This window comes from Bacteroides sp. 90-K9/2 (assembly GCF_047310725.1).
GTDB classification, from domain to species: domain Bacteria; phylum Bacteroidota; class Bacteroidia; order Bacteroidales; family Bacteroidaceae; genus Bacteroides; species Bacteroides vicugnae.
The window spans coordinates 396,386-410,432 of record NZ_JBCGVL010000004.1 but is presented as its reverse complement, the minus strand read 5'-3'; the positions used below and the strand labels follow the sequence as shown (position 1 = coordinate 410,432).

At 42.9% G+C, this 14,047-nt stretch carries 9 protein-coding genes; 3 read left to right on the top strand and 6 right to left on the bottom strand.

The features are described from left to right. Window positions 1-3 precede the first annotated feature (3 nt). From AAHJ11_RS12695 to AAHJ11_RS12685, 3 genes are all read left to right on the top strand, one after another. Window positions 4-234: a hypothetical protein gene (locus tag AAHJ11_RS12695; protein ID WP_370540815.1), complete on the top strand. Its 231-nt coding sequence runs from the start codon at window positions 4-6 to the stop codon at window positions 232-234. Window positions 235-305: 71 nt separating this feature from the next. Continuing rightward, window positions 306-1,868 (top strand): sulfatase, encoded by a 1,563-nt coding sequence (locus AAHJ11_RS12690; RefSeq protein WP_195649257.1) that lies wholly within the window; start codon window positions 306-308, stop codon window positions 1,866-1,868. Between the two features lie 271 nt (window positions 1,869-2,139). Further along, window positions 2,140-2,406, top strand: a complete 267-nt coding sequence (locus AAHJ11_RS12685; RefSeq protein ID WP_167511699.1) for a hypothetical protein — start codon at window positions 2,140-2,142, stop codon at window positions 2,404-2,406. Between the two features lie 105 nt (window positions 2,407-2,511). On the opposite strand, the gene AAHJ11_RS12680 is transcribed toward AAHJ11_RS12685, so the two are convergent. Genes AAHJ11_RS12680 through AAHJ11_RS12655 form a run of 6 tightly spaced genes read right to left on the bottom strand, consistent with a single transcriptional unit; the run spans window position 2,512 to window position 13,968 of the window. After that, entirely contained in the window at window positions 2,512-4,065 is a 1,554-nt protein-coding gene (locus AAHJ11_RS12680) for a LamG domain-containing protein (RefSeq protein WP_195649258.1), read from the bottom strand. 36 nt (window positions 4,066-4,101) lie between these two features. Continuing rightward, window positions 4,102-6,030, bottom strand: a complete 1,929-nt coding sequence (locus tag AAHJ11_RS12675; protein ID WP_195649259.1) for a RagB/SusD family nutrient uptake outer membrane protein — start codon at window positions 6,028-6,030, stop codon at window positions 4,102-4,104. 13 nt (window positions 6,031-6,043) lie between these two features. After that, entirely contained in the window at window positions 6,044-9,289 is a 3,246-nt protein-coding gene (locus AAHJ11_RS12670; protein WP_195649260.1) for a SusC/RagA family TonB-linked outer membrane protein, read from the bottom strand. Between the two features lie 36 nt (window positions 9,290-9,325). Beyond that, on the bottom strand, window positions 9,326-10,717 hold the full coding sequence (locus tag AAHJ11_RS12665; RefSeq protein WP_413579589.1) for a glycoside hydrolase family 76 protein: 1,392 nt from the start codon (window positions 10,715-10,717) through the stop codon (window positions 9,326-9,328). A 14-nt stretch (window positions 10,718-10,731) separates the two neighbouring features. Next, the gene (locus AAHJ11_RS12660) at window positions 10,732-11,979 is read right to left on the bottom strand and encodes a SusE domain-containing protein (RefSeq protein ID WP_195649262.1); all 1,248 of its coding nucleotides are present in this window, start codon (window positions 11,977-11,979) and stop codon (window positions 10,732-10,734) included. A 15-nt stretch (window positions 11,980-11,994) separates the two neighbouring features. Then, entirely contained in the window at window positions 11,995-13,968 is a 1,974-nt protein-coding gene (locus tag AAHJ11_RS12655; protein ID WP_413579588.1) for a LamG-like jellyroll fold domain-containing protein, read from the bottom strand. Window positions 13,969-14,047 lie beyond the last annotated feature (79 nt).

Sequence of the window (14,047 nt, the reverse complement as noted above, 5' to 3'; positions counted from 1 at the left end):
AACATGAAAAGAACCATCCGCACCATGAAAGAGTATGGATTTGACTTTTTAAAGATAGATAACCAATCTTTCACGCTCCCGTTTTATATGGACGGAACGCAGGCCGTTCGACAGGCAAAGTACTGTAACCTCGCATTAGAACATCAAGCCCATCGTATGCAGCTGGGATTGATGAATTGTATGGTACAGAATGTTTTGAATATAGTATGGGTTGATTCTAACGGAAAGCAGTAATTACGAAGTATCCCCATCAACAAGATAGGCATAATTGAAATAAAGAAATAACACCCAAAAACTCCCCCCCCATGAACAAGAAAGCTCTATTTCCTCTCACACTTTTGCCGCTGGCCGCAACTTATTTGCAGGCACAGAACAACGGCAGTCTCCGAAGTGAATGCACAGACAAACGTCCGAATATCATCCTCTTTATGGTGGATGATATGGGATGGCAAGACACTTCCCTCCCATTCTGGACGCAAAAGACACGTTACAACGAACTGTATGAAACACCTAATATGGAACGCCTCGCCCGGCAAGGAATGATGTTTACCCAAGCGTATGCCAGCAGCATCAGTTCTCCTTCCCGGTGCAGTCTTATCACCGGAACGAATGCAGCCCGCCACCGGGTAACCAATTGGACACTACAAAAGAATACAAAGACGGATCGCGAAGACAAATTACTGGATGTTCCGGATTGGAACTATAACGGAGTAAGTCAAGTAGCCGGCACTAATAACACCTTTGTCGGAACCTCTTTCGTACAACTCCTAAAAGACAGCGGTTATCATACCATCCATTGCGGAAAAGCCCACTTCGGTGCCATAGACACGCCGGGAGAAGATCCACATCATTGGGGATTTGAAGTCAATATCGCCGGACATGCCGCCGGAGGGCTTGCCAGTTATCTTGGAGAAGAAAATTACGGACATACCAAAGAAGGGAAACCGGTTTCATTGATGGCTGTTCCCGGGCTTGAAAAATATTGGGGTACAGAAACTTTTGTAACCGAAGCGCTGACTTTGGAAGCTATTAAAGCATTGGATAAGGCAAAGAAATACAACCAGCCTTTCTACCTGTATATGGCTCAATACGCCATCCATATCCCGCTGAACAAAGATAAACGTTTCTATGACAAATACAAGAAGAAAGGGATGACTGACCACGAAGCTGCCTATGCAACGCTCATTGAAGGCATGGACAAGAGTCTTGGCGACTTAATGAACTGGCTGGAAAAGAATGGAGAAGCTGATAACACGATTATCATTTTTATGAGTGATAACGGAGGACTTGCCTCCGAACCCCAATGGCGTGACGGCAAATTGAATACACAGAATTACCCTTTGAACAGTGGCAAAGGCTCTACCTATGAAGGTGGTATTCGCGAACCGATGATTGTCAGCTGGCCGGGTGTAGTGGCTCCAGAAAGCAAATGCGACAATTACCTGCTGATAGAGGACTTCTACCCCACTATCCTCGAAATGGCAGGAATCAAAAAATACAAAACAGTCCAGCCAATAGATGGAATCAGCTTCATACCTCTGTTGAAACAGACAGGCAATCCCTCCAAAGGCCGGAGCCTTTTCTGGAATATGCCTAACAACTGGGGAAATGACGGTCCCGGAATCAACTTCAATTGTGCCGTTCGTAACGGCGACTGGAAATTGATTTATTACTATGGAACAGGCAAGAAAGAGTTGTTCAATATCCCTGATGACATAGGTGAAAGCAACGACCTTAGTGCACAACATCCGGATATCGTGAAAAAACTTTCCAAAGAGTTAGGAGACTATCTAAGAAAAGTAGATGCACAACGACCTACTTCCAAAGCTACCGGCAATCCTTGTCCCTGGCCGGACGAAATAAAATAGATTGCCCAAACAAAAGGAGTGTGGCAGGGAGTGTGGAATAATTCCACACTCCCCGCCACTATTTCCACACATTCCACATACGGTTCTACACAGTCCTACGCCTTTCGAAAGCACATACACCTTTATTTATCAACCACTTAGCATATCGCTATTTTTTTTGGCACGCGCTTTGATCTTTAATAAAACGTTAGCGAAAAAGTAATAACCAATTCCTTAACACAAAAGTAGAGAATTGAAAACATATGTCTAATAATCTTTAAAGCAAACGATTATGAAAAAATTAGTATTAGTAGTAGCAATGTTTATGTTTGTTTGTGGTGGTTCATTCCTTGTAAAGGCTCAGAGTTCTGCAGAAGCTGTGACAGCCCCGACAGAAGTCAATGCGACAGTTGTCAATGATACAGTAGTAAAAGATACTGTAACTAAAAAAGACGAGCCTGCAACGGCATCACTGGTTGCATTAGCCGCTAATGTCAATGATACAGTTGTCACAGACACTGCATCTAAAGACAAACCGGCTGTGCCTGTCAAGGAATAACCTTGCCAACAACAAGCAGGACATAGTCTGCTGAACAATAGTAAGCACACTACAAAAAAAGCCATCCCTACTTTCGTCTATTCCGGGGATGGCTTTTTTTTATTTTTATTCCAATATCGGATCAGCTTTCCAACTTGAAACAATATTTGCCGCCTCTGCTTCAAAACTCTTTCCTACCAAAGACACAAATGTCTTAGTATTGCCATTTCCATTATTGAACAACCAATTAGCTACCATTCCATCCTTATCCTCACTCAACAACTTGCCGCTCTGCTCGGAAATTTGTTGTTCCGATAAGGCTTTTGTCCAAATACGGGCATAACTGATAGCTCCGTTCAACCGGCGTTTACCATCAGACTGTCCGATGTAGAAATCAGAAGTAAGATTGATCTCTTTCAAATCATCCGGCGTACCGTTTGATAATTGAAGCGTTTCTTTGGCACCATTTACATACAATGCAATCCGTTCACTTCCGCTCTTACTATTATCCAATACCACAGCCACATCATACCATTTATTAGTTTCTATCTTGGTAGAACCTTCATAGCGGATACTGCCTTTATCATCTGCAGCAAGCTGAAGGAAACGTTCCTCATTATTGCTTCCTCCTTTATGCACATCGACACGCAGCAGGAATTTCTTCTCTATACCCATCACTGTATTAATCCGGGCATTTCCATTGTCATCTCCATTCAACGACTCAATGTTGAAACGGGCTTCAAACGTGATCGTACTCAAATTCTTTAGCGATTCATCTGCCGTACCATTATATTCAAACGGTACTTTAAAGTAATTACCGCTACCCAGGTTCGCTACTTTATCTGCCTGTACCACCGTTACAGTCAGACTTAATTCCTGCTCCGCTTCGTCTCTGACAAACACGGTAGTGATACCCGCTTTTTTACCTATTAAATTGAAACGAGTGTCATCCACCTGCTGAATAGCTACAATCTCTTCATTCTCTGCTGTCAGACTATAACCTCCGTTTCCTTTTTCTACCGTAATCATGATCTTATTGTTGACTCCCACTCTCGGTGTCAGATTGGAGACATCAATAGAAATCGGATTTACCGTCACCTGAACCACTGCCTGTTTTCCTTTATGGTCTGTAAAAGTCACTGTTGTATGTCCGTTCTTCAAGCCTGTCAAAGTATAGAAAGGACGGAACTGGTCTGTATTGACCATGCTGACAACCGTTTCGTCCTCCACCTCATAAGATAATTCATCATTGCTGGAAAAATTCCCCATGCTGACAATCAACTGCTTTTCACCGGAAACTTCCAAGATCACCTCCGGCTCATTCACTTCCAGTTCAAATACACCTACATTCACAGAGATATTGGCAGCTACTCCTTCTCCATCCATTACTTCGATGGTAGTGGCTCCATTCTGTGAGCCACTTTTTACAGTTATCAATTCACCGGAAACAGTAGCCGTTGCAATGGCAGTGTTGAAACTTCTCACGGTATAGTTTCCGTTTCCAACCACTACATTCACTTTGGCTTCCTCATTCTGCCCGATACGTATCACCGGTTTATTCACAATCAACTCTATCAAGTCTTTAGCCACATCGTCATCATCATCGTCATCACAACCTATAACGGCAAACGATAATACCGACAAAAGCAACAGACACATATATGTATAGATTCGTTTCATCTGATTTTCTTTTTAAAGTTATACATTCCTACCGGTTTACCATCCGGGATTTTGTTCAATGGTCGGTGTCTTCTGCAACTCACTCTGGCGAATCGGGAACAGATAATGCTGAATAGAGAAAGTACGTTCTTCCACGCAGAAACGCTCCATTCTATATTTTACACCGTCAACCGTAATCGCTCCATTCTCATCCTGTACCGGACGCATTCCGTTAATCATTCGCTGGCAACGAGGCAATGCACCGTTATTGGCAGCCCAGTATTTCTGTGTACGTTTTGAGTTGTCGCTTCCACTAGATTTCCAAAGGCTTTCCTTTGCCAGTTCTTCCTTACTTGTCGGCTCCAAATACAAACGGCAAGTCCACGGACGTTTTCCCTCATAAAAGAGTTCCACGCGACGTTCGCGCTGAATGTATTCACGCATCAACTGCTGATTCGTTTTTACTTCCGGCGGCATCGGTTTCATAAAAGAACGTTCACGAACCATATTCACCAATTTATAAGCTTCATCAATATCCTCTCCCAATTCATTACAAGCCTCCGCATAAATATATATAAACTCCGGAAGACGCCAGATGGCGGGCGCATTGATACTGAAATTACCGGATTTGTTCCATGACTCCTGTTGGAATTTACGTAAATAATAACCAGTAGTAGTTGCATTGGTAGCACCAATCTTATCGGAACCACTCGCGGTATTGATCGTTTTCGACTCGTTCTTGTTATTACGGTAAGGAGCTCCGTGATAAATTACGTCGCGATAGAAACGCGGGTCACGAGTACCTTTCACATACGGATTAGCATCGTCATAGCCACCTTTACGGGCTTCTGCCGAATACACCGGATAACCATAATCACCTACGATATATTCATATTCATCCACTTGTTCCTGCACCGGTTGCTGGCGCGAACTTCCCTCACGGCTGGGCGGATAAATATCTCCCTGCCATGCCTGATCCTTGCTCTTCGTCATAAAGAACACATACTCATTGGCAAAGGCATCCATATCATAAAACATATCCCACAAACGAGCATATACACGGCTGTCATTCAGATTACCGTCAGCCGGATCCTTGAAATCATTTGCGTCATGTTTCGTATAGAGAGAATAACGCTTGGTGCCACCGACTTCGAAATCCAAAACGGCTTTGGCCGCTTCTTTTGCTTTTCTCCAACGAGTAGCATCGTAAGCATACTCATCTTCGAACACACGACGCAGGTTATATCCATATTGAGAAGCACCATTCCACAACGGAGTAGCTGCTACCCAGCGAACAAAAGAAATCAATCCCAGACAGGCTCCCTTATCCACACGACCGAAATTCTCAGAAGTTTTCACATATTTATTGGGAACCATGCCATAAGCTGTTTGCGCATCCGTCACAATCTTCTCGGCCATCGAATGAACAGACTCTTTCTTGAAGTCCATATTATCTCCGGCATTAATCACACGATCAATATAAGGAGCTTCGCCATACATACGCATTAACAACATGTGGAAATAACCACGCATGAAATACATTTCACCGATACGGTTACGAAGATCACCATCCTGTTGAGGATTATCAGGAGTGTTATATTTTTGTACATTTTCTATAATCAGATTCGCTTTACGGATTCCTTCATAAAGAGCCTCCCAATATTGTCCAAAACTACCGGGCAAAGAGTTCGGGTTCCAAGCGCCGTTATTGAAGTTATTCGTTATGTTTCCCTCTACGTTGGTTCCTTCACATTCGTCCGTAATGGCACTGTTGCTGAAGTGTTCGAAGAATACCAACGGACGGTCTGCTTTCTTTGCAGCCGCATATACGTCGGAGACTAGTCCGTTCACTTTTTCGTAACGGGCAAAAACGTCCGCTTCCGTAATATTATCATCATCGTCCCGGTCCAGGTAATCGCTACAGGAAGTAAAGACCAAAGGCAGGACCAATAAAGCAATTGCTAAAAATCTATCTAACTTTTTCATATTTCTATCTTATTTAGAATGTAATATCAATACCAAAATTGAATACCTTTTGAATAGGATACCAGGAAGCTCCGTCTCCGGATTTCGTTTCCGGATCGATATCCACATCACCCAGTTTATCAAAAGTCAACAGATTCAGACCTTGCACATAGATACGTGCCTGTTGCACATGGAATTTACGTAATAATTTGGGCGATACATTGTAACCAATTTCCACATTCTTAAGACGCAGGTATGAAGCATCATACAAAAACAAACTGCTGTTTCCATTCTTGTTGTTATCATGTGTTCCATAATGTAATGCCGGATATTTGGCAGTAGCAGCCGTTTCTGGTGTCCAACGGTCCAGATGCATTTTCTTCACACGTCCGATCTTATCCTGTTCAAATTGCGGGAAGTCAAATACAGCAGCCCCATTCAACAGAATAGATGATTTTGTCGCACCTTGCAATAATACACTAAAATCAAAGTTCTTATACTGGAAACCGAAAGGAATACCGAACATCAGTTCCGGACTACGCGGATTTCCCATTGCCGTACGGTCTTCATCATCAATCACTCCGTTACGATCCAAATCCTTATAAACAACATCTCCCGGAATTAATTGTCCCCACGGCTGATAACCGATTTTGTTCAGGCGGTCAGCTTCTTCCTGATCGGCTACAAAATGATCGAACACATAGACGAAGTTTTCGTATAAACGTTTACCGGTCTCTTTACGCCAGGAATTCTTACGGGCAACTTCCGCTTTATATTCCAGACGGTTGCGGGAGAAAGTCAGGTTCGGACGGATATAGTAACGGAAATCCTTTCCAATCTTATCGTTCCAGCTCAATTCGATATCCACACCGCGGTTGCTTACTTCACCCAGATTCTGTAAAGCCGCATCCTTACCTACAATGTCCGGATATCCCATGATACCGTCACCGTTCATATCCGTAATAATGTCAAAACGATATTCATAAAATGCATCTACCGTCAATGCCAACCTTTGATTCAGGGTAGTAAAATCAATACCGACATTCAGTTTACGAGCTTTCTCCCAAGTCAAACTTGCATTAGCCAGATTACCTTCGGAATTACCGCCTACATTTGTACCAAAGTTATTACCGAAATCATAACCGCTACCACCACCATAGAAAGCCAGATAAGGGAAACGGCTGCTGACATTGTCACTACCTACCAAACCATAAGAAGCTCTTACTTTCAGGAAATCAACCCAGGAAGCTTTTTTCATAAATTCTTCTTCTGAGACTACCCAACCGATTGAACCCGCGGGGAAGAATCCGTAACGTTTGCCCGGAGCGAAATTCTCGGAACCATTGTAACCGAAATTGAATTCCATCAGATACTTCTGATTATAATAATAAGCAAAGCGCCCGGTGATACCTTGGCTATGATAAGCCAGCTCATTGTTAACGGTACGATTACCACGGTTTGCCAATAACATGGCTGTCACTTCGTGACGATCGCTAAACAAACGGTTGTAATCCAAACGTGCTTGTATATAAGTACGTCCATCAGAAGCATTATGACTGAATCCGTTACCGATAGTCTGGTCAATATCATACTTGTTACCTGTTTTATAAGCACCGGTATAATGGCCGCCAGTCATATAAGCATCTGAACCTTCAATCGGCATAAACGTTGCATACTTCGGATATTCACGATATCCATCCTTGTAAGTATCCAGTTTGCGGTTAATCCATCGTCCTTCGGAAGCATCATAAGAAAACATCAGTTCCGCCTTTAATCCTTTCGTCAGAAATCCCATATCCAGATTCATCGCAAAACTACCGTTCAGATAAGTATTCTTCTCATTCAAATAACCCGTACGGCTCAATTCACCCAAAAGATTGTAGCGATAGATGTTGTCACCATAAAGCATTCCACGAGGGTTCTGCTGAATATATTCCTCATTCTGCGGATGCGAGTTTTCTTCCACCAAAATGGGCAGATAGGGAGGTTGAGTTGCACAGATGGTCATCAGGCGACTAGCCGTTGTACCCGGTGCATTACGGTCAGTAATACGGGCTCCCAAGTCCAGACGGGTACTCAAATAACGATTAATGTTAATATCAATGTTTGAACGAAAGTTGTAACGGGTGAATTTGGTCTGTGAGTCATATTCACCAGCATTCGCATATTTGTAGTTACCTCCTTGTGAGAAGTAATTAGCCAATACATAATAACGTACCTTGTCCGTACCTCCACGGATGGAGAGGCTTACATCTTCCTGCAAGCCCGGTTTAAAGGCAAAATCATAATAATCCCAGTCATATCCCAAGCCATCGGAGTTATCTCCTTTGGCGCGGCGGAAGTTATCAATCGCCTGTTGAGAGAAGAGGTTCAAACTGCTGATGTCTGCACCCGTCATCTTGGCATCGTTCAATCTGGCCTCATTATATAAGGTTGCATAATCGGCAGAACCTAAATATTCGGGGAAACCGATCGGCTGGTTAATACCGATAGAGGCTTTCAGGTTCACGGTTGCCTTTTCCGCTGCCTTACCACGTTTGGTGGTAATAACGATTACACCATTTGCACCACGGATACCATAAGCGGCAGTAGCGGAAGCATCTTTCAGAATAGTGAATGTTTCAATTTCATCTGGTGCGAGGTAACTCATGTCACGTTCGATTCCATCGACAATGACAATAGCACTTTGATTACCGTAAGTTGCCTTACCACGGATAAACAATTCACTTTGGTCAACACCCGGTTCACCACCCGCATACTGGTTTACAATCAAACCAGGCAGACGTCCGGCAAGTGCATTGTTGATATTAGCCGTAGGACTCTGCGTCAAATCTTTTGTCGTAATGGTAGCAACAGAACCGATCATGGTTTCTTTACGTTGTTTGGTATAACCTACCACAACCACTTCCTGCAGGGCTTTCGTATCTTCCTGTAGTAAGACAGTCAGTTCCTTCTTTGCACCGGGAACAATTTCCTGCGGCTGGTAACCCAGATAGGAAAACACCAACGGAGCTTCTGCATAAGGCAGTTTCAATGTAAACTTACCATCCATATCCGTAATCGTACCTGCATTGGCCACTCCTTTCACGACAACAGACACACCGATCAACGGGTCATTTGTCGTCTTGTCCAATACCGTACCTGACACTGTTATCTTATTGCTTTGTGTGGCCTGCACCTTTGCCGTTCTTCCCGTTTGCGCCACCCCCTGCAAAGGTATACCTGCAAGAAGAGTGCAAGAAACAGCCACCAGACAAATATTTCTTTTTATATGTATCATCTTTCTTTTCGATTTTCTATGTGTAATAAATCAATCTTATTCCTCTGCTTTCTTACCGAAATCCGGTCCGACCCAGTTGGCTTTTTCCGTTGCTTTACCTTGCACCCAGTCTTCATAACGGGCACGGATTTCAATCATTGTTGCTCCCGGGACTTCCGCATTCAAGGAGATTGTCAGACGATCTTCCCTGTTGTCGCGATTACCGAAGACCGGTGCTTTTGCCCAGTCGTACTCCCACACATAATAGCCTTCGGGATGAGCCAACGTCCAAAGCACATCAGAACAGCTGCGCAATGCAGCAATAAACTTATTCTTGGTCTTTTCCGGATAAAGGCTGCTAGTCGGCTGTTTCACCATATCCAAAAAGTAACGGACAAATATTCCACGGAATAAAAGATTATCTCCCGAATTTCCTTCACCACTGAATACCGGATAGTTGGAATCCATTTTCTTATTCACCTGGTAAGAGCCGAAAGCAACTGCATTACGAAGATATTCATCCTCACCGGTAGCGTTGTACAACTCCAGAGCAGCCGCCATAAATGTTCCCTGATTATAAGACAAGGCTACTTTATCAGGATCTCCCGGTGTACCGTCATCTTTAATACTAAGATTATCATATACCTGTCCGGTGGAAATATCACACAGATAAGCCGTCATCCAGTTATATACCTCTTTGGCGAAGTTCAGGTAATAAGCAGCCTGCTCTTCCCAGCCGTCTTTAGCCTCTTTAACGGTAAGCTGATACAATTTCATAGCCAGAAGGCAACCGGGACCATTAGAACAAGACATACGTGAAGCCGGCGCATCCGTTTTCCATGCCATTCCTCCTACCCCTTTATAGGCATTCTTCGCTCCCTTAATATGGTTCCACATCTTCATCAACGCACTGTAATAATCCTGATCGCCAGTCAACTCATAAACCCGCAGACAAGACAGTGCCATCCATTCCATATCATCATAGAAGTTATTCCAGAAGTCTTTGCCACCATAACCGCAATGTTCATTCCAGTCATCAAAAGCCGGCAGGAAAGGTTTCATGATGTTTTCATACAAATGAGCCTGATATTCGGGATTATTTGCATGACGGATATAAGCATCGATCACGATATCCAATGCATGTCCCTGCGACCATCCACCGCTACCGCCTGTGCTTGCCGGTTCTCCGGTTTCCGGTGTATTCGGTTTTTCCCAGTAAATGCTTCCGCAAAAGGTATCCCGTCCGCTGGCATTCTCATAAAAATATTTGATATAAGTTCCCGTACTTTTGTCGGCTGCATCTGTCCAGTTCACATCCGACACATATTCGCCAGACGAATTGCCCTTGTAGATATCTCCCAAATCGCCGTCGTCACAAGCTGTAAATATTGCCAGTGCACCGCTTAACAGCAAAGCTCTTTTTGATAATGATACTATATAGTTCTTCATATTATTATTCAGTTTTAATCTTCATTCGTTTCCGAAGCTACCCAACGGTGGGTATACGTTCCAAACTCTGCATTGAAATAGAGGGTCACATCGGTTTTCACCGTAGCATAATAGACATTTCCCTGCTTTTCGCCCCATTGCAGTAACTCGTCGCAAAAACGGAAACTGTAATCCCATGGATCTGTGCCCAATGCCAGTTGATATAAATTATAATAGCTGTTGTCGGTAGTCAGATTCGGTTGCCCTTTATCTTTCTCCTTATGTCCCCAACGGTAGGTTGTTCCGTTGATCTCCATCTTAAAGCTATGACGGGTTTCACCGCTTCCTGCCCAACTTTCCGTTTGTTTCCGGGCAGTATAATTCTTCACACCCCATTTGCCATATCCCAGATAGTTGAAGTTCTGTCTATACCCGCCTGAATGGTTATAAAGATACACCTCTCCTATTTCATCATAACTGATTGTCTGCTCACCCATATTGATAGTAATCCGGTAGATGCCTGATTGAGGAACCGTAATTGTATAATCTTCACCGTCATTACGTTCACGCAACACTCCGTTATCATCTACATAATAATAGCACTTGCGACCTTCAACAGTAGATGTAAAGACAAATGGCTGATCAGCTTTCAATTGAGTAAATGTCTGATAAATTCCCTCATTCTGACGAAGCATCTGCTGCGCTTCCGCTTCATCGCCATCATCTTCTGTACCTGCTCCAGTGATATAAACCGGCTCGTTTTCAGAAGGCATATCATCGATGCCGTCCATCATAAAAATTACGAAATAGCCTTCCAAACTACTAAGAGCCTGATCCAATCCGCAATAAGCACGTACCTTCCAACGCAGTGTGCCGTTGGTATTGCAACGGAACTTAGCCAGTTTACCTATTGTATTTGCCTGATAATGGGTAAAAGTCAGCTGTGATTCCAGCCCATTATTATCCGAAAAAAAAGTTTCTACCGGTTTGGTAAAGTCGCCCCCGATCGTATCAATCAATACTTCATAACGATATACAGTATTTCCGTGCTTCTCGGTAGGCGTCCATTTTAAGATAATATCCGTTAACGAAGCACCCGAAAGTACTACCCGCTCACCGCTAGCCATTGCATCCATTGTTCTGACTGGTTCAGGCGGAACAATCGGTTCATAATCATCCGGATCAAAGCCCGGATTCAGTTTATTGTCACAGGCCGTCAGTCCGATAAGAAAAAACAGCAGGGCAAATTTGATTAGTTTCTTTGTTATCATATTGTTTCTCATATTATATTCCTAGTTTTAGTATGAATGAGGACATCCAATTGGTTCAAAGCGGCTCTTATCTCCATTATAAGTTGCAGGAAGTTCCGCTCCCCAAGCTGGTTTATTTTCGCTTATATTCTGCAAACAAACTTGCGCATCCAATCCGCTACCGCCATTTCCCCAATTTTCAAAAACTGTAGAACCTCCGACACCTTTCGAGAATACCCAATATCCCATCAAGTCAGAGTGTTCTTCTGCATTAAGGATTTTGCACATATTCGCTTTAATTTCACTTTCGTCCAACGCTCTCTTCCACATCCGTGCCTGATAAACTTTGCAATATCCTACCCGATATGAATCTCCGGAACGTCCTATCAACAACGCCTTATCATTTCCACCTACATCTGTCAGATTGAGAGATGAATTAGGGGCACAATCTTCATAAGAGTTATCTGCAGGAGTCAACGTTTCTCTCACTCCGTTTATATACATTTTATAAGCCTCTTTTGTACTTGATTTCGTTCCATCATATACAATGGCTATATGATACCATTTACCCGGAGTCTTACGTCCACCTTCCGAATCATCACAATAAATAGTCTGCTGACTACGGAAACGGGGGTCACTCTTACCATTAATTTTAGTGGCTATTTCAAAACGCGGATTCACATCCTTAGCTTCTGCACGAAGCAGGAATACACTTTCCAAACCTATAAACGATTGCAAAGAACGAGTATAAGTCGGATAGAAAACAACCTCAAGAGTAAGCTGATTCATACTTTTCACCTCTGAATGTGATTCCGCATACTTCTTAATATCAATTTTAAAGCATACGTCATATTCCAAACGATAACATACCGGATTCACATAAACTGGTAAAGTCAATTTCTGACCTGCCGCATCAGACAGTTCCAGTGTAGTAGTTCCAAGCTTCTTTCCTGTTAGTTTTAACTTGGTAGCCCCGTCTTCCGTAATCAATTCAGCGGTTTTCAAATAGGTTTTATTATCATCTGTGAGTTGTGCCAACTTATAATCGCCATTTCCTCTGGCGATGGCAATTTCTGTAGATGCCTCATAGCCACCAATAATTAAAGAAGTTGCTTCATTTTCCAATTTAAGGTTATACGGATTCACTTTCACCGCAATCTCCTCCATGGAACCTTTTTGGTCTGTCACAATCACTTTCACATCACCTCTGGCTTTGGGTTTCAAGGTAATCAGATTCTCTTTTTCAGTGGCCTCCACAATCATTGCATCCGTAGTAGGCTCGCCATCTCCTACCTGATAAGTAAAACTATAGCCACCATTACCTTTCTCTATAGATATATATTGAGATTCGGCATCCGGTTCGACAAAAATGGCTTCATTACTTTTCAGTGTCAGATCCACGATGTTCACTACCACAGGAAGGATGATCGTTTTGCCTTTCTTATCTGTTATCGTAACATTTACCGGATCATCTCCAGTCTCGAACTTGGCAGTCAACGGAATAACCTGTCCCGATAGTTCGCCCACTTCCAGAAACTTATCAGCACCTTCCGGTATGGAAATCTGGTAATCTCCGTTACCGGTCAAAATCTTCACCAGTCTCTTTTCACCGATAAAGAGGTCAAACCCTTCTTCCGGTGCATCTACCGTCAAATCCCAAAGTTTTGCTACCCGAACCAGCACTCTAGCCACTTTCTTACGCCCATCTACTATTAATATAGTGGTTTCCGTACGGTTATTTTCCTCCAACTGACTATTTTCGGTAGCTTTAATAGTCACCTTATTACCATTGATTGTAGCCGTCGCCACATTTTCATCAAATGGCTTCACATAATAATCTCCATTACCGGAAGTGATACTTACCGTAATCTCATCTCCTTGTAGCAGTGTCACCGAATTATTATCGACAACCAGATCTGTTGCCGGTTTCACTTCCTGTTCTTCTTTATCATCACTGCACGATACCATAAAAAATGGGATAGTCAATGCTGAAAGAAATAAAAAACTAAGTTTCCTTTTCATTAGATTAAAGATTAATAAATTAATACTTTTCAAGTTTATCTACTTAAAACTTCGATGAGACAAAGATAAAATCACTAAA